Origin of the sequence: Streptomyces sp. NPDC052109 (assembly GCF_040680195.1) — a bacterium.
Lineage (GTDB): Bacteria > Actinomycetota > Actinomycetes > Streptomycetales > Streptomycetaceae > Streptomyces.
On record NZ_JBFAWF010000024.1, the window covers coordinates 93,236 to 115,784 of the forward strand.

Below are 22,549 nucleotides of genomic sequence, written 5' to 3' on the forward strand. Positions count from 1 at the left end.
GGACATCTGCCGCCGGCACCTGCACCTAGTACGCTGGCGGGCACCCCAGTGCCTGCGAGAGTGTGACTGTGACTGCCTTCCACCGCCGCCCGGAGCCCGACGAGATCGCAAGCGTGACCTCCACGGCGGCGGAGCTGCTGGAAGTGCTGTGGGGCCGGGCCTCCACCGCGCCCGCCTCCGCGTCCCAACTGCGCCTGCTGCACATCCTGGAGCACCACGACGGCATCAACATGCGCACGCTCGCCGAATCCCTCGCCTCGACCCCGCCGGCGACCAGCCGGCTGTTCGACAGACTGCAGGCGGCCGGCTTCGTGGAGCGCGAGAACAGTCCGGAGGACCGGCGCGAGGTCCGGCTGGGCCTGAGCGGCCGGGGCCGCGCCTTCCTCGCCGACCTGCGGGGACGCCGGGAGGCGGAGTTGCGGGCGGTGCTCGACCTGATGCCGGCGACGAAACGGAACGCCCTCGTGGAGGGACTGGAGGCGTTCTGTGCCGTGGCGGCCGCCCAGATACACGACGACACGGACGGGTCCGGCAGCAAGTCCGCCTGAAACACGCCGCCCTGCGCAGTCGTTCCCGAAGGACCGTGGCCTGCACACGGAGCGGCCTTCGCAGACCGGAGCATCCCTGTTCCTTCCCCGTGTACATGCGACACGGCTACTTTGTTGCCATTCGGCTATAGTTGTCAAACGACAACAGTAAGCGTGTGACGGTCATGTGGAGGCATCTCACAGCCTCCCCACGACTCCGCTTACCCCCAGAAGCGCCCGACCCGCGCCGGGTGTGGCACACCTCTCGGCGGCACCGGTGAGCCTCCCGGCGCACGCGCCGGTCACGGAGGGATCCGGGAACTCCGGATCAGGTGGCTCCGGCCCGGGTGGTGTCGCCGTCCGCCTCGCGACCGGGAGGCTCGGCGGGAATCACGGGGCCGGTGAGATGGCCGAGGACGTCGGTCAGGCGCAGCCGGTGATCCAGGAAGCCGGGCCGGTTGTCCAGACGCAGGACGGCACCGAGGGCGCTGGTGGTCCGGTGAATCATGAGCAAGGCGGCCACACCGGAGGAATCGATCCAGGTCAGGGCGGTGAAATCCAGCCGTACCTCACTGGTGTACGGCCGGTGCCGCAGGTGCCGGACGACCGTCTCCACCAGCTCGTCGCTCGTGTCGTAGTCCAGCTCACCCGCGATGTGCACGGTGCATCTCGCCCGCTCTTCCGTGATCCGCACGCTGAAGTCGGGGGGAACGTATCCGGTCATACGCGGGTGTCGGGGCCGGCGGTGAGGTCGCCGGGACGGGCGCCCAGCGCGCTGCTCCCCTCGTGCAGGAGACGCAACGTACGGGGAAGGCGGAGGCCAGGAAGTCGACGATGTGGGCGATGTCCTCGGCGGTCCGTTCCCGCTGGACGTCGGAGTAGGCACGCATGGCGGGGAAACGGTCCACCAGGCCGGTGAGGGTCTGTTTCACCAGCCGGCCACGGGAGTGGACGACCATCGTGTACTCCTGGTCGGCCAGGTGCGGCAGATCGTCGACCACCTGCCGGACCGCCGCCGGGACGGGCCGCGGGAGACCGTTCGCCGGCACGTCCGCCGCTCCGCGGGCGTCCGCGCCCAGCGCTCAGGCGTGTCTGCCGTCGCGACCGAAAGCGCCGCCTCCGGCCAGGACCGGCACGCCGACGGCCTGGCAGGCGGTGATGGCCGTGTGAGCGGCCGGCAGCCGGGTCGGGAGCGAGCCGGACAGCAGCACGGCCCGCGGATCGGTGTGGTGCAGATGGGCGACGAGGTGCGGGGTCGGCGTCTGGGCGCCGAGGCAGTCCACCTGCCGGCCGCGCAGGCGCAGCACCTCCGCCACCAGGCGGGCCGGGAAGGCGTGCCACTCACCGTCCACGCAACCGACGGTCACCCGGCCCCGGGACGTGCGGCCGGCTCCGCTCGCCCGCGGCCGGTGGGCCAGAGCGGCGACCACCCGTTCGCTGACGGCCGTGGTGGCGTGCTCCTGCGCGACTTCTGATGCGGTCGGCCGCCCATTCCGCGCCGGCCCTCTCCCGCACCGGGGCGATGACGTCGAGCAGCACCGTCTCCTCGTCGATCCCGTCGGCCAGTGCGTCCTGGACGACTGCCACGGCGGCGTACTCGTCACCGGCCGCGACGGCCTCCCACAGCCGCTCGCGGGGCGGGGCCGCCTGGGCGGAGTGGCTCACCTGCTTCTCCTGATCTTCGACTGCCGGGTGTCGCCACCCACGAGCGACAGCGGACCGGACTTGGGCGCGCTGATGGCGAGGACGGCCATGTCGTCGTGCCGGCCCGCGCCGAGCCACTGGGCCGCGAGCATCTGGACCCGTTCCACGACGGCTTCCGCCGGCATGCCCGCGCACTCCGCCAGCGCACGCCTGAGCCGGGCCTCTCCGAAGAACTCGTCACCGAGCGGCCCGCCGCGCGCCTCGGTGATCCCGTCGGTGTACAGCAGGCAGGTCTCCCCCGGCGCCAGCGTGCTCTCGACCGTATGAGCGGTCACCACGGGCAGGGCGCCGACCAGGGTGCCGCGGGTGGGGACCTGCTCCACCTCGCCGTTGTTGCGGACGATCAGCGGCGGCGGGTGTCCGGCGCTGGTCAGCCGTGCCTGCACGCGCCCGCCCCGCCGGCGGACCGAGGCCAGCACCAGCGTCGCGAACCGGGCGTGATGCGAGGTCAGCAGGGCGCCGTTGAGAAGACTCAGGACCTGCTGGTGGTCGGTGGCGAGGGGCAGCAGCGCATGCAGGGTGTTGCGGATCTTGCCGGTCAGCACGGCCGCGTCGAGGCCCTTGCCCGCGACGTCACCGAGGACCACGAGGGTCTCCTCGGCCGGGTCGGCGCCCGGGTGGAAGTCGTAGAAGTCGCCGCCCACTCGTTCGTGGTCCTTGGCCGGACGGTATCCGGCCGCGTACTCGACCCCGTGCGCACGCTCCAGGGTCGGGGGGAGCAGCTCTCGCATCAACGTGGCGGTGATGGCGGCCTGTTCGGTGTAGAGCCGGGCCGCGGACAGGGCGGCACCGGCCCGTGCCGCGAACAGCCGGGCGAAGGTCTCCTCTCCGTCGGAGAAGGATTTCCTGGTGCTGGAGCGCAGCAGGAACAGCGCCCCGGCCGGCACGCCGTGGCCGGGCAGCGGGGCCACGATGACGGAACCGGTCGGCTCGGTGAACCCGTCGGGAAGCAGCCAGTCCGGGATGTCGTCGGGACTGATCCAGCGCGCCGGAACGGGCGGGAACCCCTGCAGAGCCTCGCTGAGGCCGTGCACGCTGTACGGTTCGATCTTCCGGGTCAGCTGGCTGACCGGGCCGCCGCGATGTGCGTACGTCAGGGTGTGGCGCCGGCCGTGCGGGGGAGCCACGAGCACGGCCGCCTCGGCCAGATGCTCGGCGGCCATGGCGGCGACCACCTCCATGCAGCGCGGTACGTTCAGCGTCGACAGGAGCCTGCTCGAAGCCTCCGCGAGGACGCTGGTCCGCTCCCGGGCGCTGTGCAGGGCCTGTTCGGCCCGGCGGCGGTCGGTGTCGTCGATCAGCCACCACACCACGTCCCCGTCGGCCGACAGGGAGGGATACGCCTCGAAGACGCGCTCGTCGATGGCACCGGTGAGCGGGCCCGGCGCGGCACCGGGCCCGCCGTCGACCACGTGCCGATGGGCATCGGACAGCCAGGCCGGAGCGATGTCGTGCAGCCGGTCGCCCTCGCACGCCTGTGGCAGAAGGGCCCGGGCGGCCCGGTTGAGCTGCACGAGACCGCCGTGCCGGTCGACGAGCAGCACGGGGCAGGGAGCCTCGCCCCACGCCGCACCGACCCGGGCAGCGGCGTCGCGCGGGCTTGCCGGGGAGCCGCGATAAGCGCACACAAGCAGGGGCACGCGTGGTGCGCGCCGCACCACCTTCCTGCCCTCGGAAATAGATGCCTTGTGGCAACAGTTCCGCATCCTGGTCTCGGACGCAACCCGCTTCGCCCGGCGGGTGACAATTGGCGCGCCGCGTACCCCGTACGGGGGTCGCTCCTGCGCGAGGGAGCGGGACATGGGCAACTGGCGGTCCCGGCACGGTACGTGAGCCGGGTACCTCACCAAGCGCGAGGCGCGCTCGCCCGCGGGTACGCACCGGGTCCTCGGCCGGCCTCGTCTCCGGCGGGCCCGGTGTCCTACAGGGCGATACGGACGGTGATCCTCTTGCCGCGCGGCTCGCGCCGCGCCTCGAACGCGTCGGCGACGGCCAGGACGATCTCCAGGCCGTGCTGCCCCACCCGGCCCGGTTCGGCGGTGCGGGCCACCGGCAGCACGGGATCGGAGTCCCACACCGAGACCTCGATCCGGGCAGCGGCGATCCGCAGGTCCATGCGGATCGGTCCGGGGGCGTACTTGCAGGCGTTGGTGACGACTTCGCTGACGACGAGCTGCGTGAGGTCGAGGGCTCGGGCGGAGACCGCGACGCCGTGTTCGGCCTGTGCGCGGGTCAGGAACCCCGCGGCCTGGTGCCGTGCCGCGGCGATGCAGCCGGCGCTCCCGTCGAACTCCGCGGCGGCGACCAGCGGTTCGGCGGGCACGGAGCATCCGCCGTCGGCACGGTTCCCGGACACCGTGGACGTCGTCCGCGCCGAGTTCATCTGGCCCCCCTACTCTGCTTCCCGGACTCCATGCCTCGGGCCCCTGCGTGTCACGTCGTGGCCAGCATCCCTTCCCTGAGCCGCTTGAGCGTGCGGGAGAGCAGCCGGGAGACGTGCATCTGGGAGACTCCCAGCCGTTCGCCGATCTGGGCCTGGGTGCGTTCCTCCACGAAGCGCAGATGCAGGATCAGCCGGTCGCGCTCGTCCAGCTCGGCGACCATCGGCGCGAGGGCGTGGAAGTCCTCCACCAGTTCCAGCGCCGCGTCCTCGGTCCCGATGAAGTCCTGCAGCGCGGTCTCGCCGTCCTCACCCCCGCCGATCGCCGCGTCCAGGGAGGCCGAGTTGTAGCCGTTGGACGCCAGCCGGGCCTCGACCACCTCCTGCTCGGACAGGGACATCAGCTCCGACAGCTCCTTGACGGACGGGGTACGGCCCAGCCGGCTGCGCAGCTCCTCGGTGGCGCGCGCCAGTTGGACCCGGGCCTCCTGCAGCCGCCGCGGCACGTGCACCGCCCAGGAGGTGTCCCGGAAGAACCGCTTGATCTCGCCCACGATGTACGGCACGGCGAAGGAGGTGAACTCCACCTCGCGGGACAGCTCGAACCGGTCGATCGCCTTGATCAGCCCGATCATGCCGACCTGGACGATGTCCTCCATCTCCTCCGGCCCGCGGCTGCGGAACCGGCCGGCCGCGAAGCGGACCAGGGACATGTTCATCTCGATCAGCGTGTTGCGCGCGTACTGGTACTCCGGCGTGCCCTCCTCCAGCCGTGCCAGCTGTGCGAAGAACGCCTTCGACAACTCGCGGGCGTCCTCGGGGGCCACGGCGGCCGGGTCGGTGAGTTCCGGCACCTCCGCCGTCCCGTCCGCCGCACACACGTCCGTCTTCGCCATGCCCACCGCAGTCAAGGCGCTCCCCTTTCGTACGCGCGCCGCCCATGGCGACGATCTGCTGCCCACGCCCGTTTACCCGCGCCTGCGCCGCACATTCCTGCCGTACGGCGATCACGCCGGTCTTCGCGGCGCGCGGGCATCCCTCACCAGCCGCCGGTGGTTCGCACCGCCTGGTCGCGGGAGTCGGCGAGGGTGAAGTGCTCCAGGGTGCCGCTGATGCTGAGCAGCCTGGTGACACTCTCTTGCAGAGGGCCGAGGAGGACGAACGCGCGGCCGTTCGCCTGATGGCGCCGACGCGCGTCGAGCAGGGAACGGAGCAGTTGGCTGTCGCCGAAGGTCAGTCCGGTGAGATCCACGACAGTGGCCGGCAGATCGCACTCGTCCGCCTCGTCCCAGGCAGCGTTGAGCAGGTCGCTCTCGTCGTAGTCGATCTCGCCGCGCACCACGACCTCGAAGACTCGACGGTGCCGTCGGACCCGCACGACCGTCTCTGACTCCCACCGCATTCCGTCATCCTGCCATCCTCCGACGCGCGGAGGCGACCCCGCCCTCGCACCTGGCCACGCTCGTGACATGGGCGGATGCGCACCTCTCGCCGCGTCCCCGCCGGCCGGGTGAGCCCCGCCGGGCGGCCCGCGCCAAGAGCGGCGAGATCGCCCCGCGCACCCACCGGGCGGCGTTCCCGGCGGCGGCGCGACCGAGGCGGGCCGGGGCCGGAACGACGCGCGCCACCGGTGACGGCGAGAGCACCCGCCCGGCGGGGGACGACGCTCGGTGGCGGCACGTCACAGCTCGGCGCCGGGCACCCAGCCGGGCGGCCCGAACAGATACCCGGCACGGTCGCGCCAGCGCCGCGCCCCGCGGACGTCGCGCCAGGCGGCCGCGAACTCGTGGAAGGCCACCCGCACCGGGTTGTAGGTGTCGATGTTCTTCGTCAGGCCGTACACCACCCGCTCGCCCTCCGGTTCGAACGTGCCGAGGAGCCGGTCCCAGACGATGAGGATGCCCCCGTAATTGCGGTCCAGGTAGACGTTGTTGGAGCCGTGGTGGACGCGGTGGTGGGAGGGCGTGTTGAAGAACCACTCCACCGGCCGCCACAGCTTGTCCACCCGTTCGGTGTGCAGGAAGAACTGGTAGACGAGGCTGAAGGCCTGCTGCAACAGGATCATCCACGGCGGAATGCCGAGCAGTGCCAGCGGCAGCCAGAAGGGCAGGCCCGTCATCGGTGTCCAGCTCTGGCGCAGCGCGGTCGAGAGGTTGAAGCGGAGGCTGGAGTGGTGGACCACGTGGCTCGCCCACAGCACCCGCACCCGGTGATGGGCGCGGTGGAAGGCGTAGTACGCCAGGTCGTCACCGAAGAACAGCAGCACCCACGTCGACGCGGACGACGGCCGCAGATGCCAGGGGGCGAGGGTGTAGACACCCGCGTACAGCAGGATCGTCACCGCCTTCCACGGCACCGCGACGACCTGGCTGCCGGCACCCATGGACATGCTGGTGACGGTGTCCCGCAGCTCGTAGCCGCGTTCGTCGTCGTCCGGCAGGAAGCGGTAGGACAGTGCCTCGACGACGACCAGCAGCACGAACGCCGGTATCGCGTAGACCACGGCCGGGATCATGTCAGCGCACCGCCTTCCGCGGCGTCGCGGGCACGCTGCGGGACAGCAGTTCGCGTGCCAGTCGTTCGGCCGCCGCGGACTCGCGCGCCGTGATGTGCGCCGCCAGCCGCTGATGCGCTTCGACGTCGAGGAGTTCCGCGGTCCGCAGGTCGTCCGGCACGTCGGCGACCGGGAGCGTGCCGCCCACCAGGCTGTTGAAGGCCAGCAGATACGCGACGTTCCCGGAACCCTCCACGATCAGCCGCCACCAGGCGATGTCCGCTTCACCCAGTTCGGCCAGATCGGGCCCGGTGCGCGCGTACCGGCCCGCGGCCTCGACGATCTCCCCCGCGGTTGCCTCGGAGCACCGCAGCGCGCACAGCCGGGCGGCGTCGGCGCCGATGCACGCCCGCATCTCCAGGGCGTCGCGGGCGAGGTCCTCCACCGAGGGCCCGGCGTCGGCCGCGGCGATGCCCATGGCGAGGTCGAGGCCGGCGGTGTGCCGCCAGTCCAGGACGAGCGTGCGACCGCCGTGACTGACCTCGACGAGCCGTGCCTGCTGGAGCCGTTTGACGGCCTCGCGGACGGCGTGCCGGTTCACACCGAACTCGGCTGCCAGGTCCCGTTCGGCAGTGAGCGCGGCACCGGCCGGCAGGTACCCGCCGAGGATCCGGTCGCGCAGCACGGCGAAGAGCTGGTCGGAGACCGCCCCGCGCCGGATGAGTCCCTGAGTCATGGCGATCAGGGTGAGCGCGGCGGGCACACTGGTCAACTGGTTGGACCAGTTTTTTTCGCGGCGTTCCGCGCGCAGGGCCCGCCACCGGCGTACGGACCTGACACTCATGCGGTCACCAACTGCCTCATGCCGCATGGCGAACCACCCGGGACGAGGCTCGGCCGCGCGTCACGGAAGGTCGGCGAACGGGGACGTGGCCGCGAGGAAACAGGCGGTGCTCCCCGACGTCACGTCCGGTGTGAGAATCGGCTGGTGACCACCGCTCACGACACCGCCAGGCTCCTGCTCCGCCGGGGCTTCGCACTCGAATACATCACCCTGGGCTGGAACTTGATCGGCCTCGGGGTGCTGGCCCTCGCGGCCGTCACCGCGAAGTCGGTGGCCCTGGCCGGGTTCGGCCTGGACTCCCTGATCGAGATCGGCGCCTCCACCGTGGTGATCTGGGAACTCTCCGGCACGGGCGAAGACCGCCGACGCCGCGCGCTGCGCCTGATCGGCGTCGGCTTCGCCCTGCTCGCCGGCTACCTGGTCGTCCAGTCCACCGTCGTCCTGGCCACCGGCTTCCACCCGCGACACTCGCCTCTCGGCATCGCCTGGACCGCCGCCACCGCCGCGGTGATGTTCGCGCTCGCGGCAGGAAAGGTCCGCACCGGCGCCGCGCTGAACAATCCGGTTCTGCGGACCGAGGGCCGCGTCACCCTGATCGACGGGCTCCTCGCCGTGGCCGTCCTCCTCGGCCTCGCCCTGAACAGCGCCCTCGGCTGGTGGTGGGCGGACCCGGCTGCCGGATACGTCCTCGTCCACTACGCAGTGCGCGAGGTGCGGGAGATCCACGCAAACCGGTGAACCGCGGCCCTCGGACTGTCGGCGGGCCGGTCACTTCCGGGCAGCCGGAGGCCGGCGGTGACCCGTGCCCCCGGCACCACCGGGGCGGTCGGCGGCCGGTGCGGCGGCGGGCAGCCTCGCACCGGCCGACTCGCCTCGGCTCAGGCGCCCGCGGCCGTGACGACCGCGTCGGTGGCGAAGCCGAGCAGGAGGCCGAGGAGGATGCACCAGGTGGTGAGCGTCTTCAGGCCGGTCCTGCGGGCCACGGCCAGCAGCTCGATGACGACGTAGAGGATCGAGCCGGCGGCGAGGCCGAGAAAGGCGATCGACAGGGTGTCGTCGACCAGGTGCCGGCCGACGAGCGTGCCGAGGAAGGTGGGGCCGCCGCCGATCAGGCCGAGCCACAGCAGGCTGAGCCAGGACGGGCGTTCGCCCTCCGCGGCGAGCGGGGCGACGATGCCGAAGCCCTCGGTGGCGTTGTGCAGGCCGAATCCGATGACCAGCAGGAGGGCGAGGGAGAGTTCGCCCCGGGCGGCGGAGTTGCCGATGGCCAGGCCCTCCGCGAAGTTGTGCAGGCCGATGCCGGTGGCGATCATCAGGGCGAGCGAACTCGCCTGGCTGCGAGCCTTCGGGGCCAACTCGGCGGCGGCGGCCGCGCCGGGGCCCGCGGGCCGCGCGCCGGCCGTCCGGCGGCGGGCGATCCAGGCGTCGTAGTGCACGAGTCCGGCGAGCCCGACGGCCAGGCCCACGGCCAGGGTGCCGCCTCCGGAGGCGACCGTTCCCCAGGCGTGCTTGCCGAGTGCTTCGTCGACCGGTTCCCACGCGTGGGCCAACACGTCCCAGACGAGGAAGACCAGAATGCCGATGGCCACGGCGTTCAGACCGGCCCTGAGGCGAGGGGTGGGCCTGCGCAGGCGGCCGACGGGCAGGCCGAGGTAGATGGTGAAGCCTGCGATGGCGCCGAGCAGGACGATGTTGCCGCTGGACATGGTGACTCCGGTCTGACGTGCACAGAAAACGCACAGACCGTAGAACAGGCAAGGCTTACCTAACAAGCTGCCGGGGTCCCCTTCAGCAAAGTTTGGCCAAGCCATTGCCGGAGATACGGCGAGCCGCCGTGGATTCGCCCCCATTCGCCGGACTCACCTGAGTTCGGATGCGGGCGGGAGCGCACCGCGCCCATCCGCTGCGGCCGCGCGACCGCCCCCTTCAATCCCCTCGAGGCCCGAGGCCCCGGAGCTTGTCTGCGCCGCCGACCGGGCTTTCCCGGCCGACCGTCTGCACCATCTCGGAAGCGATTAGGACCTCGGCGGTGCTCGTCCCGCGGACCGACTCCCGCCGCGTCGAACTGCGCGGTGACGGCGCCTGCGGACCTGCCGCCGCGGCCGAGGGGACCACCTGCTGGCGGGGAGACGACGCCCCGGTCGGGGGATCGCACTCGATGGCGGGGCTCCTGACACCTTCACAGGTTCAGGGCGACCGCGGCAGCGAGACCTCCGAGCCCCAGGGCGAAGCCGGCCTCCGGCCAGCCACCGGCGCCCCAGCGGAAGAACCGGTCGAGGGCCAGCCGCCCTGGACCGATCGCGGCGACGGCCAGGGCCACGACCGCGATACAGACGCCGTACTCCACTCCCCCGCCCGTTTCCCACAGGCCGTGAGCCGCGGTGACGGTCGCCATGGCGTTGATCATCACGCCGATCAGCGCGGCGGCGGCGAGCGGTGTGAACAGCCCGACGGCCAGTCCGAGGCCGCCGAGGAACTCCGAGAGGCCGCAGATCACCGCGAAGACCTTCCCCGGGTGGTAACCCAGGGCGTCGAACCCCTTGCCGGTGGCCGTCACGCCGTGCCCCCCGAAGAGGCCGAAGAGCTTCTGCGAGCCGTGCCCCGCCATGAACAGGCCGAAGGCCAGACGGACGAGCAGAAGTCCGCAGTCGGCGGCGGACAGCGGCGGTCCGCCGGCTTGCCGTGCCGCCGGTGGCGTGGAAGCCGAAGGCGAACCCGTGTTGCGCTTCGTCATGAGAACGCTCCGGTACGGACGCCGGATCCCGCGCTTCGGCGCAGGCTGCATCCCGCCCGTACCGATACTTCCGCACGCGCGGCGACCTCGCACATCGGGCGACCGCAGGAACAGGCGGAGCCGCCTGATCGCGGCGGCCTCGCTCCGGCGGGTGACAGCCCTTGACCCCCTCCTGGGCGCTCGTCGTCGCCCGTGCGGGCACCGGTTCGCCGCCGTCGCTTCGTGGTGTGCCGCCCGGAAACGATAGAAAGGGAGCATGAGCGAAGTTCCGGATCAATTCGGGCACCCTGTGCCTGATGCGCCCATGCGGACTTCTCGACGCGGTCGGTCCCGTCAGGGGGGAAGGGCGAGGCGGCCCGGTTCGCTGCTGAGCGTGCACAGTCTCGCCGGCCAGGTCTTCCTGCTCCAGCTGGCGGTCGTGATGCTCCTCGTCGCCGCCGCACTGGTGGCGCTCGTCGTACAGGCCCAACGCGACGTCATGGCGGACGCCCGCCACCGGACGCTCACCACGGCGCAGACGTTCGCGAACTCTCCGGGCGTCGTGGCGGCGCTGACCAGCGCGCACCCGAGCGCGGTGCTGCAGCCGCACGCCGAGGCGGCCCGGAAGGCCGCGGGCGTCGACGCCATCATCGTGTACGGGCTGAACGGGATCACCCTCACCCACAGCGACCCGCATCAGATCGGCCAACGCGTCATCGGGCCGTACGCCGCGGCGGCCAGTGGCAAGTCGTTCACGAGTACGTTCAAGGGCTCGCTGGGGCTCTCCGTGATCTCGGCGGTTCCCGTCAGGGGTCCGAACGGCTCGGTCATCGCCATCGTCTCCGTGCCCGTCACGGTCGAGACGGTGCAGCACCGGGTGAACCAGCAGCTCCCGGTCCTCGTCGGCGGCGCCGCCATGGCCCTCGTCGTCGCCGCAGGCGGGTCGGGCCTGGTCAGCCGACGGCTGCGGCGGCAGACCCACGGCCTGGGGCCGACGGAGATGACCCGGATGTACGAGCACCACGACGCGGTGCTGCACGCCGTGCGGGAAGGAGTGCTGATCGTCGGCGGTGACAGCCGGCTGCTGCTGGCCAACGACGAGGCACGACGGCTCCTGGACCTGCCGGCGGACGCGGAGGGGCGGCACGTCACCGATCTGGGCCTGGACGACAACCTCACCGGGCTGCTGACCTCCGACCGCCCCGCCACCGACGAGGTGTACCTGGCGGCCGACCGGCTGCTCGCGGTCAGCAAGCGGCTCACCGCGCCTCACGGACCGGCCGGCAGCGTGGTGACGCTCCGGGACACCACCGAGCTGCGGGCCCTCTCCGGCCGGGCGGAGGTCGCACGCGAACGGCTGCAGTCGCTCTACGACGCCGGCATGCGGATCGGCACCACGCTCGACGTGAAGCGCACGGCCGAGGAACTGGCCGAGGTGGCGGTGACCCGGTTCGCCGACGTCGCCACCGTCGATCTGCTGGACGCGGTCCTGCGCGGCGAGGAGTCCTCCGGTGCCGCCGACGGGATCACCGAGCTGCGCCGCAGTGCCGTCGCCGGTCTCGACACGGACCATCCGCTGCACCGCGTCCGCGAGCTGATCCGGTTCGTCCCGGCCCACCCCGTCTCCTCGGCGCTGGCCGAGGGCCGACCGGTCATGGTCGAGGATCTGAGCGTCTCCGTCGACTGGCAGGCCCAGCAACCCGGACACGCCCGGCGGATCCTCGATCACGGCATCCACTCCCTGCTCGTGGTCCCCTTGCGATCACGCGGCGTGGTGCTGGGAGTGGTCGACTTCTGGCGCGCGAAGGGCTCCCCGCCGTTCGAGGACGAGGACGTGTCCTTCGCCGAGGAGCTGGCCGCCCGGGCGGCGGTGTGCATCGACAACGCCCGCCGCTACACCCGCGAACACGCCATGGCCGTCACCCTGCAGCACAGCCTGCTGCCACGCGCGCTCCCCGAGCAGTCGGCCCTGGACGTGGCCTACCGCTACCTGCCGGCCCGGGAGGGGGTGGGCGGGGACTGGTTCGACGTCATCCCGCTGTCCGGCACCCGGGTGGCACTGGTCGTGGGCGATGTCGTCGGCCACGGTCTGCACGCCGCGGCGACCATGGGCCGGTTGCGCACCGCCGTACACAACTTCGCCAGCCTGGACCTGCCCGTGGAGGAGCTGCTGGGCCGGCTGGACGAGTTGGTGGCACAGATCGATGCCGAGGAGGCCGCCACCGCGGCGGACGGGCAGGCGACGGTCACGGGGGCGACCTGCCAGTACGCCGTCTACGACCCCACTTCCGGGGGGCTGGCCATCGCTACCGCCGGCCATCCGGGACCGGCCGTGGTCCGTCCCGACGGGACCGTCGACTTCCCTCAGCTGCCGGTCTCCCCGCCTCTGGGCCTCGGCGCCGGCCTGCCCGTCGAGACCGCCGAGCTCACCGTGCCCGAGGGTGCCCGGCTGGTGCTCTTCACCGACGGACTGATCGAGGACCGCACCCGAGACCTGGACGCCGGTCTGGAGGCGCTGCGCGCCGCTCTGACGGGGCCCGGTCGCACACCGGAGGCCACCTGCGCCGCGGTGATGGAGGCCATGCTGTCCGACCGTCCCAGGGATGACATCGCGCTGCTGGTGGCCCGTACATGCCGGCTCGGACCGGAAGAGGTCGCAGAGTGGGACGTGCCCCGGGACCCGGCGGCGGTCGCCCCGGTGCGCGCCGCCTGCGCCCGCCGGCTGACGGAGTGGGGGCTGGAGGAGGCCGCCTTCACCGCCGAACTCATTCTCAGCGAGCTGATCACCAACGCCGTCCGCCACGGCGGCGAGCCCATCGCCGTCCGGCTGCTCCGCACGGTCCCGATCGGCAGTCCCGGCCCGGGCACCCTGATCATCGAGGTCTCGGACGGCAGCAGCACCTCGCCGCGGCTGCGGCGGGCGAAGGTCACCGACGAAGGCGGCCGCGGACTGTTCCTGGTCGCCCGCTTCGCCGAACGCTGGGGGACCCGCTACACGCCCACCGGCAAGGTCATCTGGGCCGAACAGTCCCTGCGCCGCGGCGCCACGCCGGACACGGAAGGGCTCGGCGAGACCCTGCTGGAGCAGTGGGACGACACGGCACTGTGAAATGCGCCGCCGTGGGCCGTCCGGGCGCGATTCCGGCATCGGGGCGGCCGGGTACGCTGGCCTCGAGGACCACTTCGTCCACGGGGTGGACGCAAGGAAGGTGGCCCCGCACCTCTGGAGCAGTCGTGACCACACCGTGTGCCCGAGCAGCGGCGGTCCTCGGCTGCTTCGCTCTCGCGGCACTGGGCCTGAGTGCCTGTGAGCACGCGCCACCCGCCGGACCCGCGAACCCGTCGGTGGCCACGTCCGCCGCGAACGTGGGCGGCATGCGCGCGCTGGTGGCCGCGGCGAAGCGGGAGGGCACGCTCCGAGCGATCGCTCTGCCGCGCGACTGGGCCAACTACGGCGGACTGATCAACGGATTCCAGAAGAAGTACGGGATCAGGGTCACGGTCGAGGATCCGCTGGGCCACAGCGAGAACGAGATCGACGCGCTGAGGAAGAGGGGGAACCGGCCGACGGCACCCGACGTGATCGACGTGGGCGACACGTTCGCGCGGAAGGCCGCGGCGGAGAACCTGCTGGCGCCGTACCGGGTCATCGCCTACGACTCGATCCCCGACAGTCAGAAGGATCCGAAGGCCCGCTGGTACAACAACTACGGGGGCTACATCTCCATCGGCTGTGACGCCAACCGGGTCAAGCCGTGTCCGGAGACGTTCGCCGATCTGCTCAAACCGGGATACCGGGGCAAGGTCGCGCTCGAAGGCGACCCGACCGGGTCCGCCACGGCCTTCGCCGGTGTCTACGCGGCCGCGCTGGCGAACAACGGGTCGTTCGACAACGTCCAGCCCGGCCTCGACTTCTTCGCCGAGCTCGCGAAGAGAGGCAATTTCAACCCTCTCGGTTCCAACTCGGCGACGGTCGCCAGCGGCCGGACCCCCATCAGCATCAACTGGGACTACGTCAACCTCCACTACGCCGACCAGCTGCGCGACAAGGGCGTGAACTGGCAGGTCGCGATCCCCTTCGACGGCAGCTTCGCCCAGTACTTCGCGCTGGCGATCAACAGGACCGCCCCGCACCCGGCGGTTGCCCGCCTGTGGCAGGAGTACCTCTTCAGCCCCGAGGGCCAGAACCTCCGGCTGCACGCCTATGCCCGCCCGGTGCTCATGGACGCCATGAGGCAGGACGGCACCCTCGACAAGGCCGCCGCCGCACGCCTGCCGGCGGTTGAGGGAACACCGCAGTTCCCGACGGACGCACAGCTGGAGAAGGCGCAGGAGACGGTCGCCAAGGGCTGGGCCAAGGCCGTCTCGGGCTAGGCCCTGTCGTCAAACTCCCGTCGCCCGCCCGGAGGGCGGGCCTCGGTCGCTCCCTGCGCCCCTCATCTCGGCCTGTGCGCGCGGGAGATGAGGCGCGCGGCGAACCATGAGCTGACGGCCGGGGGTTCACCCGCCCTGCCCTCGTCAGCGCCTCCCTCGGCATCGCAGGCGTCCGGGGGCTGACGGCTGACCGGCGGCGCCCTCGCAGCGGTCGCCGTGCGAGCGCCCGGGTATCCGGCCATGCTGGAGACGAGGGGGCGTGACGGCGGAGGAAGTGGTGAGCATGCGGACCGTTGTCGATCTCACACGCTGCCAGGGCTACGCACAGTGCGTGTTCCTCGCGCCGGACGTGTTCGAGCTGCACGGCGAGGAGGGGCTGCTGTACGCCACGGCCGTGCCCGAGGACCAGGTCGCGCGCGTGCGTCAGGCCGCCGCGGCTTGCCCGGTGCAGGCGATCCTCCTCGGAGAAGAGGTGAGCAGTGGTGCCCGGTGACCTCAAGGACGGCCGCATCGTCATCGTCGGTGCGTCGCTGGCGGGCCTCAGGGCCGCGGAGGCGCTGCGTGCCGAGGGCTTCACCGGCTCCTTGACCGTGGTCGGGGACGAGCCCCACCCGCCCTACGACCGGCCGCCGCTGTCCAAGCAGGTGCTGCTGGGGCGGGCGACGGCGGACACCACCGAGCTGCCGATGCGCCGGGACCCGGACGCCGAGTGGCGCCTCGGCGTCCGCGCCACGGGGCTGGACCTGCTGGCGAAACGCGTACTGCTGGAGGACGGGGAGGCGCTGTCGTACGACCGGCTGCTGATCACCACCGGGACGCGGGCGCGGCCCTGGCCCGATGCGGAGGAGGGCGCCCTGGACGGCGTGTTCACGCTGCGCACGCGCGAGGACGGCGGGGGCCTGGCCGACCGGCTGGCCGCGCGGCCGGAGCGGGTGCTGGTGATCGGCGCCGGCTTCACCGGCTCGGAGATCGCCTCGGCCTGCCGGGAACTGGGACTCGAGGTGACGGTCGCCGAACGCGGCCCGGCGCCCCTGGTGGGTGCGCTCGGCGGCACCTTGTCGAAGCTGGCGGCCGTCATGCAGCGCAACCACGGCGTGGACCTGCGTACCGGGGTGACGGTCACCGCGCTGAACGGCAACGGCGCCTTCACCGGTGCGGATCTGTCCGACGGCAGCCGCGTCGAGGCGGACGTGTGCGTCGTGGCGCTGGGCGCCGTCCGCAACGTCGAGTGGCTGGCGGACTCCGGGCTCGCGGCAGGCCCGCGCGGGATCGCCTGCGACGCCGGGTGCCGTGCCTTCGACATGTACGGGATCGTCACCGACGACGTCTTCGTGGCCGGCGACGTCTCCCGCTTCCCCCACCCGCTGTTCGGGTACCAGATGCTCTCCCTGGAACACTGGGGGAACGCGGTCGAGCAGGCCGAGGTGGCGGCCCACAACATGGTCAACCCCGGGCCGCTGCGGCGCCCGCACCTGTCGATCCCGACGTTCTGGTCGACCCAGTTCGGGCTCAACATCAAGTCGGTCGGCGTACCCACCTACTCCGACCACGTGGCCGTCGCCCAGGGTTCCCTGGAGGCGCGCCGGCTGGCCATGGTCTACGGCTACCGGGGACGGGTCACCGCCGCGGTCACCGTCGACATGGCCAAGTCGCTCGACTACTACCGGCACCTGATCGAGACGGCCGCTCCGTTCCCGCCCCCACCCGGTGCGGCGGACCGGGCGCTGACGGCCGACGTCGCGATCCCCTCCGATGTGCCCGATCCCTCGGTGCTGTCCCACGGTCCGACCGTGGCGCTCACCGGTCACCTGCCCGGCCGCCGGCTGACGGTGGTGTAGCCCACGTCCCGCCCCATCACGAGGAGCCACCATGGACTCCGCGACACTGCTGGCCCGGATCACCGACCACGCCAGCCGCCCCGACCCCTACCCGCTGTACGAGGAACTCCGCGAGGCGGGTCCCGTGGTGCGGCAGGCCGACGGCAGCTACCTGATCGGCACCTACCACCACATCGCCGCGCTGCTCCACGACCCACGGATGAGTGCCGACCCCCGCACCGGCACCCGTAGCCGCAGCGAAGTGCCCCACAAGCCGCCCTTCCTGCGGCTCGACGATCCCGAACACCACAGACTTCGCACGCTGGCGATGCGGCCCTTCGGCCCGCCGCACAGCCCCCGCCGCGTGGACGGCATGCGCGGCGAGATCGACCGGATCACCAAGGACCTGATGACCTGCTTCGAGGCGGGCCGGCAGGTCGACATCGTCGACGACTTCGCCTACCCGCTGCCCGTCACGGTGATCTGCCGCCTGCTGGGGGTGCCGCGCGAGGACGAGCCGCTCTTCCGGGCCTGGTCCGACGCGATCGTCGCGTCCGCCGACGTCAGGCCCGGGGACGACGCCACGGAGACCGACAAGGCCGGCGACCAGGCGCGGATGGAGATGGGCGGGTACCTGGTGAACCTCGCCGAGCAGCGCCGCGGCGATCCGAGCGACGACATGCTCTCCGCCTTCGCCAACGAGCCCGACCCGGCCCTGCGGCTCACCCGGGAGGAGCTCGCCGAAACCGCTGTACTGCTCCTCATCGCCGGACACGAGACCACGGTCAACCTCATCACCAACGGTGTACTCACCCTCCTGCGCCGGCCCGAGCAACTGGACCTGCTGCGGCGCGAACCCGAGCTGCTGCCGCACGCGGTCGAGGAGCTGCTGCGCTACGAGCCACCGGTCCACATGCGTGAACGCATCCCGCACGTCGACCTCGACGTCGCCGGCACCACCATCCCTCAGGGCGGTTCCGTCATCCTGGCTCTCGCCTCCGGCAACCGTGACCCCAAGCGGTTCCACGAGCCCGACCGGTTCGATCCCACCCGCCCGGACATCGAGCACTTCGGCTTCGGCAGCGGCATCCACCTCTGCTACGGCGCGCCCCTGGCCCGCCTCGAAGCCCAGGCAGCACTCGGCGCGCTGATCCCCCATCTCGGCTCGGCCGGCCTGGTCCAGGATCCGCCCCCCTACCGCGAGAACGCCATGCTGCGGGGCCCGCGTCATCTGACCGTCCAGCTGTGAGATCGCACAGCGGCCACGGGCACGCGGACGTGACGCCCGGTGCCCCGGCCCGACGTGGTGCGGACCGAGGCCGGGTGGGCGGAGGTCAGGTGGTGGCCCTGGCCGCGTCCTCGATGAGGCGGGCGGTCGCGCCCGGGTGGCTGATCATGGCGACGTGGGACGCCCCGGGCACCTCGACGACGCCGCGGGCGCCCGCACGCTGGTAGAAGAAGCGTTTCAGGGGGGCGGGATGGCCTTGTCGTCGCCCGCGACCAGGCCCGGGAGGGGATGGTGCGCCAGGCCGCCGCGGTGGTGACATCGGTGAAGGACGAGGCGCTGACGGCCGTTGGGTGGCCTGCATGAGGCGCGCGGTGGCGGCCGGCACGTCGGCGGCGAACACGGCCCGGAACCTGCCGGCCACGAGGTACAGGCCGCTGCCGGTCGTGCCGTCGGGGTCGGGGTAGGCCACCGCCCGCGTCGCGGCCTGGACGATGCTGCCGGCGTACTTGCCGATCAGGACGCCGAGCTGCTCGCCCTGGTCGGGGACGAACGCTGCGATGTAGACCAGTGCCGTGACGTGGGGGGCTGCGGCCGCGGCGTTGGTGATGACGGCGCCGCCGTAGGGAGCGGCCGACCAGGACGACCGGGCCCTCGACCGACTTCAGGACACTGGCGAGGCAGGGAACGTCGGTGGGCAGGCCGCGCAGCGGGTTGGCGCGGGCGATGGTCGGGTAGCCGGAGCGCTGAAGGCGTTCGATGACGCCGTTCCAGCAGGAGCCGTCGGCGAAGCCGCCGTGCACCGGCACGACGGTCGGTCTTGTTCCGGCCGCGGGCCGGTCTTCGGCAGAAGCGGTGGCGCCGAGCGGTCCCAGCAGCGCCGCCGTGCCCGCGGCGGCGGCACCGGTGGCGAGCACTCGGCGGCGGGTGATGTCAGGGCCCATGGGGCGAGCGGCTTCGCCGCGGCAGAGCACCGGCCCGGGGCCGCCGGCACTTGAGTGCCGCCGCGGCGGCCTTCCGGCGGCTCGGCGCCCATCCGTGGGCGGAGCGGGCCGACAAGGAGCTGCGCGCCTGCGGCATGCCGGTGCACACCCGCGCCCTGCCCGGTGGTCCCACTCTGACGCCGCAGCAGTGGGAGATCGCCCGCCTGGCGGCCACCGGCCTGACCAACAAGCAGATCGGGGAGAGGCTCCTGCTGTCCCCACGGACCGTCTCGACACATCTCTACCAGCTCTTCCCGAAGTTGGGCGTCACCTCCCGGGCGGCCCTGCGCGACGCGCCGGGGCGACTGTACCGGCCGTGAGCGCCGCGGTCCGGCCCACCCCCGGTGTGGCGTTCCCTACATTTCCCATCGATTTACTAGGGAAACATTGACGGTCCCCCGCGGGGTGCGCAGGATGAGGTGCATGCCCCACGCGCAGCAACGACTCGTTCGTCGTCGGCATGTCGACTTTGGTCACGTCGTCAGTGCCGCCTGCTGTCGCGTGTAGGCACGCAGTCACACCTTCGCGCGTGCCGCTCCGCTCCTTCTCCCTCCTCCCGGGTGATCAGGCGAATCCCTTCCCGCCGCGCCCGAGGGCCCGACGTACTTCCGAAGGACGACCGCCATGACCACGGCACTTCCGGCCCAGCCCACCCCCGCGGTTCCAGCGCTTCCCGACCCGCGCCGTCTCCACCTCGGCGCACCCGGCCCGCAGGGCAGCGGCGACGTGGACGGATCCGCTCCTCTGGCCGGCTACCTCGTGCTCGTCCCCGAGGGCACCGACCCCGCCGAGCTCTTCGCCAAGGACGTGACACGGCCGGAGATCCGGCCGGTCCCCCACACGAACCCGCCTCCCGTGGGGCAGCCGGCCAGCGGTACGGTCCGCATCGATCCCGCACGACGTGTCGCGGAGGTGGGCGGACGCGAACTCGACCTCACCTACCTGGAGTTCGGGCTGCTGGCGCATCTTGTTCGCCATCCCCACCGGGTGCACGCGCGCGAGCAGCTGATGGCCGGCATCTGGGGCTACGAGCACATCGGCGACGGCCGCACCGTCGATGTCCACATCGCGCGCCTGCGCCGCAAGCTGGGCGCGGCTCACCGGCACCGGATCGTCACCGTGCGGCGCGTGGGCTACAAGTACGTGCCCGACCTGCGAGAGAACACCACCACCACACCTTGCCGTTGACCTTGAGGAGACCCCCGCCATGGGTGTTGCCACGGTGCCGTCCGGCCCCCTTTCCGAGTCCGGGCGGACCGGGCCCGGCCGTGCGCACTGGCTGCGCGTGGCCCGCGAGACGGCGGACGACCTGGCCACGGACGCGGTGGCCCGGGAACAGGCGGGCAAGGCCCCGTTCGACGAGGTGTCCCGGCTGCGCGAGGCGGAACTGCTGACGCTCCTCGTACCGGCCGAGTCCGGGGGCGGCGGAGCGGACTGGCCCACGGCCTACTCCGTGGTCCGGGAGATCGCCGCGGCCGACGCCGCGATCGCTCAACTGCTCGGCTGTCACTACTTCCTGTCGTGGAGCGCGCGGTTCTTCACGGAGCCCGCTCGCGCCGCCCGGATCGAAGAACGGTCCACGGCGGAGCAGTGGTGCTGGGGTGGTGGGTTCGCCCACCAGGAACCCCCTCTGACCCTGACCAGGGCAGGCGGCGCCCATGTGCTCGACGGCCGGCAGGGCTACGTCACCGGGGTGCTCGTCGCCGACCGACTCGCGGTGCGTGCCGTGCGGGCCGACACCGGCGAACCCCTCGCCGTCGTCGTCGATCCCGCCCGGTACGGCGTGGTGGTCGACGGCGACACGGACACCTTCGGCCAGCGCCTCGCGGCCGGCGGGAGCGTGGAGTTCGACGCCGTACCGGTCGCCGCCGACGACATCCTCGGCTCCCTGTCCGCGGACGAGGAAGTGCTGTCGCCCCAGGTCGCCATGGTGTCGCCGGTCGGGCGGCTCGTGTCCGTCCAGCTCCGTCTCGGCATGGCCGAGGGAGTCCTCGCCGAAGCCCGGGAGTACAGCCGGGCGGGCCACTCGGCCTCGCATCCCGCCTGGCCGGTGGGCTCTCCGCAGGACCCGCAGGTGCTGGCCGCCTACGGAGAGCTCACCGTCCTCACCCGTGCCGCGTCCGCACTCACCGATCAGGCGCTGGCAGCCGTCCACGGGGGGCTGGCTCGCGGCGAAGACCTCGCCTACGACGAGTACGCGGACATCTCCGTCCTGGTGGCCATGGCCGAAGCCGCCGCGTCCCGGGCCGCGCAGGAGTCCACCGCCCGCGCCCTCGACATCGTCGGCACCCGCTCCGCGTCTTCGCGGCTGGGCTTCGACCGGTTCTGGCGCAACGCCCGGACCCATACCCTGTACGAGCCGGTCGCTCACCGGCTCCGCGATGTCGGGGACTACTTCCTCAACGGCGCGCACCCGCCGTTCGTCCTGCCCGTCTGACCACTGCCCGGCACCACACCCGCGGCGGCCTTCCGCGCCTGCCGCACCGGTGACCGTCACGGACGCCGCCCCGGCCGGTGTCGACGGCGCCCGTGGCCATGTGATCAAGGACGACGACGCCTCCCCCCGCACCCCGCCGTGGCCCCACCCGTGCGGGCCGGATGCCGGGCGAACCCGTACGGGATAATGGGCACATGCGGATCTCAGCAAGGGCGGACTACGCGGTACGTGCCGCACTGCAACTCGCCGCGTCAGGGGATGACGGGCCACTGAAGGCCGAGGCCATCGCCACCGCACAGGACATTCCGCACAAGTTCCTGGAAAGCATCCTGAACGACATGCGCCGGGGCGGTCTCGTGGTCAGCCAGCGCGGCGGCAGCGGCGGCTACCGGCTGGCCAGACCCGCCGAGTCCATCAGCATCGCCGACGTCATCCGCATCGTGGACGGACCACTGGTCTCGGTGCGCGGGGTCCGCCCACCGGAGCTGTCCTACACGGGACCGGCCGAGTCCCTGCTCCCCCTGTGGATCGCGCTGCGGTCGAACGTGCGCGAGATCCTCGACGGTGTGTCGCTCGCCGACGTCGCTTCCGCCCGGCTGCCCGCCGAGGTGTCCGCGCTGACCGATACCCCGGGAGCCTGGGCGAATCCCTGACACACCGGAAAATCCACCGCTCATCCCAGAACGCGAGATGAGCATGTCCATCATGCGAACACCCTCTTGGGGTGGCGGTCACCTTCTGCCACGATCCCTAGCAGCCAGGTAGGAAAACTAGGGAATGTGAGGTGTGGCCGTGGAATCGCTCCACCGCGCAGTCCTGTCGCTGCCTCCGCTGACCTCGCGCCGCCACGTCGACTTCGGCCGCACGTCCAGCGACATCTGTCGGCCCGCCTGAGCTCCCACCGCCTGCCCTGACCGCGTGCTTCCCGCGCGACAGAGCGCTTGCGGCACAGGCGCGACATCCATTCCCCCACGACCCGCTCCCCCGTCCGAGACGGCGTACCCGCCGCCGAGGGCCGGCGAGTGGACCACTGGTGCGTGCCATGGGGACT

General features: G+C 72.1%; 20 protein-coding genes and 1 pseudogene. 11 read left to right on the top strand and 10 right to left on the bottom strand.

The features are described from left to right. Positions 1–62 precede the first annotated feature (62 nt). Entirely contained in the window at positions 63–548 is a 486-nt protein-coding gene (locus tag AB0L59_RS34560) for a MarR family transcriptional regulator (RefSeq protein ID WP_365590617.1), read from the top strand. 307 nt (positions 549–855) lie between these two features. Here the strand turns inward: AB0L59_RS34560 and AB0L59_RS34565 are convergent, their stop codons facing one another. From AB0L59_RS34565 to AB0L59_RS34600, 8 genes and pseudogenes are all read right to left on the bottom strand, one after another. Beyond that, positions 856–1,188, bottom strand: coding sequence for an STAS domain-containing protein (locus AB0L59_RS34565; protein WP_365590618.1), 333 nt, complete (start codon positions 1,186–1,188; stop codon positions 856–858). Between the two features lie 151 nt (positions 1,189–1,339). After that, a pseudogene (locus tag AB0L59_RS34570) lies at positions 1,340–2,192 on the bottom strand (B12-binding domain-containing protein); the annotation flags it as partial. After that, positions 2,189–3,775 carry a PP2C family protein-serine/threonine phosphatase gene (locus AB0L59_RS34575; RefSeq protein ID WP_365590619.1) on the bottom strand — a complete coding sequence of 529 codons (1,587 nt, stop codon included), beginning with the start codon at positions 3,773–3,775 and terminating at the stop codon, positions 2,189–2,191. The gene AB0L59_RS34575 and the pseudogene AB0L59_RS34570, both read right to left, overlap by 4 nt. Positions 3,776–4,152: 377 nt before the next feature. Beyond that, positions 4,153–4,614 carry an ATP-binding protein gene (locus AB0L59_RS34580; RefSeq protein WP_365590620.1) on the bottom strand — a complete coding sequence of 154 codons (462 nt, stop codon included), beginning with the start codon at positions 4,612–4,614 and terminating at the stop codon, positions 4,153–4,155. A gap of 50 nt (positions 4,615–4,664) precedes the next feature. Further along, positions 4,665–5,507 (bottom strand): RNA polymerase sigma factor SigF, encoded by an 843-nt coding sequence (locus tag AB0L59_RS34585; RefSeq protein ID WP_365590621.1) that lies wholly within the window; start codon positions 5,505–5,507, stop codon positions 4,665–4,667. 143 nt (positions 5,508–5,650) lie between these two features. Beyond that, positions 5,651–6,013: an STAS domain-containing protein gene (locus AB0L59_RS34590; protein WP_365590622.1), complete on the bottom strand. Its 363-nt coding sequence runs from the start codon at positions 6,011–6,013 to the stop codon at positions 5,651–5,653. Positions 6,014–6,292: 279 nt separating this feature from the next. Next, positions 6,293–7,114, bottom strand: coding sequence for a sterol desaturase family protein (locus AB0L59_RS34595; protein ID WP_365590623.1), 822 nt, complete (start codon positions 7,112–7,114; stop codon positions 6,293–6,295). 13 nt (positions 7,115–7,127) lie between these two features. Continuing rightward, a complete protein-coding gene (locus tag AB0L59_RS34600) occupies positions 7,128–7,949 on the bottom strand; it encodes a GntR family transcriptional regulator (protein ID WP_365590624.1) in 822 nt (273 codons plus the stop codon). 144 nt (positions 7,950–8,093) lie between these two features. On the opposite strand from AB0L59_RS34600, the gene AB0L59_RS34605 reads away from it, so the two are divergent. Further along, positions 8,094–8,687: a cation transporter gene (locus tag AB0L59_RS34605; protein ID WP_365590625.1), complete on the top strand. Its 594-nt coding sequence runs from the start codon at positions 8,094–8,096 to the stop codon at positions 8,685–8,687. 140 nt (positions 8,688–8,827) lie between these two features. Here AB0L59_RS34605 and AB0L59_RS34610 read toward each other — a convergent pair whose 3' ends face one another. Both AB0L59_RS34610 and AB0L59_RS34615 read right to left on the bottom strand, forming a co-directional pair. Then, positions 8,828–9,655 (bottom strand): ZIP family metal transporter, encoded by an 828-nt coding sequence (locus AB0L59_RS34610; protein ID WP_365590626.1) that lies wholly within the window; start codon positions 9,653–9,655, stop codon positions 8,828–8,830. A gap of 473 nt (positions 9,656–10,128) precedes the next feature. Then, entirely contained in the window at positions 10,129–10,683 is a 555-nt protein-coding gene (locus tag AB0L59_RS34615) for a DoxX family protein (protein WP_365590627.1), read from the bottom strand. Positions 10,684–11,104: 421 nt separating this feature from the next. On the opposite strand from AB0L59_RS34615, the gene AB0L59_RS34620 reads away from it, so the two are divergent. The 9 genes from AB0L59_RS34620 (at position 11,105) to AB0L59_RS34660 (ending at position 22,151) form a co-directional block, all read left to right on the top strand. Beyond that, positions 11,105–13,771, top strand: a complete 2,667-nt coding sequence (locus AB0L59_RS34620; protein WP_365590656.1) for a SpoIIE family protein phosphatase — start codon at positions 11,105–11,107, stop codon at positions 13,769–13,771. 125 nt (positions 13,772–13,896) lie between these two features. Beyond that, positions 13,897–15,036 carry an extracellular solute-binding protein gene (locus AB0L59_RS34625; protein ID WP_365590628.1) on the top strand — a complete coding sequence of 380 codons (1,140 nt, stop codon included), beginning with the start codon at positions 13,897–13,899 and terminating at the stop codon, positions 15,034–15,036. 283 nt (positions 15,037–15,319) lie between these two features. Continuing rightward, positions 15,320–15,529: a ferredoxin gene (locus AB0L59_RS34630; RefSeq protein ID WP_365590657.1), complete on the top strand. Its 210-nt coding sequence runs from the start codon at positions 15,320–15,322 to the stop codon at positions 15,527–15,529. Continuing rightward, on the top strand, positions 15,519–16,874 hold the full coding sequence (locus tag AB0L59_RS34635; RefSeq protein WP_365590629.1) for an FAD-dependent oxidoreductase: 1,356 nt from the start codon (positions 15,519–15,521) through the stop codon (positions 16,872–16,874). The genes AB0L59_RS34630 and AB0L59_RS34635 overlap by 11 nt, the downstream gene beginning before the upstream one ends. 31 nt (positions 16,875–16,905) lie before the next feature. Beyond that, a complete protein-coding gene (locus AB0L59_RS34640) occupies positions 16,906–18,102 on the top strand; it encodes a cytochrome P450 (protein WP_365590630.1) in 1,197 nt (398 codons plus the stop codon). Positions 18,103–19,072: 970 nt separating this feature from the next. Then, a complete protein-coding gene (locus AB0L59_RS34645) occupies positions 19,073–19,381 on the top strand; it encodes a helix-turn-helix transcriptional regulator (RefSeq protein WP_365590631.1) in 309 nt (102 codons plus the stop codon). Between the two features lie 304 nt (positions 19,382–19,685). Continuing rightward, positions 19,686–20,249 carry a winged helix-turn-helix domain-containing protein gene (locus AB0L59_RS34650; RefSeq protein WP_365590632.1) on the top strand — a complete coding sequence of 188 codons (564 nt, stop codon included), beginning with the start codon at positions 19,686–19,688 and terminating at the stop codon, positions 20,247–20,249. Positions 20,250–20,268: 19 nt separating this feature from the next. After that, positions 20,269–21,498 (top strand): acyl-CoA dehydrogenase family protein, encoded by a 1,230-nt coding sequence (locus AB0L59_RS34655; protein WP_365590633.1) that lies wholly within the window; start codon positions 20,269–20,271, stop codon positions 21,496–21,498. Positions 21,499–21,692: 194 nt separating this feature from the next. Then, positions 21,693–22,151 (top strand): Rrf2 family transcriptional regulator, encoded by a 459-nt coding sequence (locus tag AB0L59_RS34660; protein ID WP_365590634.1) that lies wholly within the window; start codon positions 21,693–21,695, stop codon positions 22,149–22,151. Positions 22,152–22,549: the final 398 nt, after the last annotated feature.

Bases quoted from the DNA above. Each gene is read 5' to 3' on its own strand.
- AB0L59_RS34615 (WP_365590627.1), bottom strand. From the start codon at position 10,683: ATGACGAAGCGCAACACGGGTTCGCCTTCGGCTTCCACGCCACCGGCG.
- AB0L59_RS34610 (WP_365590626.1), bottom strand. From the start codon at position 9,655: ATGTCCAGCGGCAACATCGTCCTGCTCGGCGCCATCGCAGGCTTCACC.
- AB0L59_RS34620 (WP_365590656.1), top strand. From the start codon at position 11,105: ATGCTCCTCGTCGCCGCCGCACTGGTGGCGCTCGTCGTACAGGCCCAA.
- AB0L59_RS34650 (WP_365590632.1), top strand. From the start codon at position 19,686: ATGACCACGGCACTTCCGGCCCAGCCCACCCCCGCGGTTCCAGCGCTT.
- AB0L59_RS34660 (WP_365590634.1), top strand. From the start codon at position 21,693: ATGCGGATCTCAGCAAGGGCGGACTACGCGGTACGTGCCGCACTGCAA.
- AB0L59_RS34655 (WP_365590633.1), top strand. From the start codon at position 20,269: ATGGGTGTTGCCACGGTGCCGTCCGGCCCCCTTTCCGAGTCCGGGCGG.
- AB0L59_RS34600 (WP_365590624.1), bottom strand. From the start codon at position 7,949: ATGAGTGTCAGGTCCGTACGCCGGTGGCGGGCCCTGCGCGCGGAACGC.
- AB0L59_RS34585 (WP_365590621.1), bottom strand. From the start codon at position 5,507: ATGGCGAAGACGGACGTGTGTGCGGCGGACGGGACGGCGGAGGTGCCG.
- AB0L59_RS34590 (WP_365590622.1), bottom strand. From the start codon at position 6,013: ATGCGGTGGGAGTCAGAGACGGTCGTGCGGGTCCGACGGCACCGTCGA.
- AB0L59_RS34580 (WP_365590620.1), bottom strand. From the start codon at position 4,614: ATGAACTCGGCGCGGACGACGTCCACGGTGTCCGGGAACCGTGCCGAC.
- AB0L59_RS34630 (WP_365590657.1), top strand. From the start codon at position 15,320: ATGCGGACCGTTGTCGATCTCACACGCTGCCAGGGCTACGCACAGTGC.
- AB0L59_RS34640 (WP_365590630.1), top strand. From the start codon at position 16,906: ATGGACTCCGCGACACTGCTGGCCCGGATCACCGACCACGCCAGCCGC.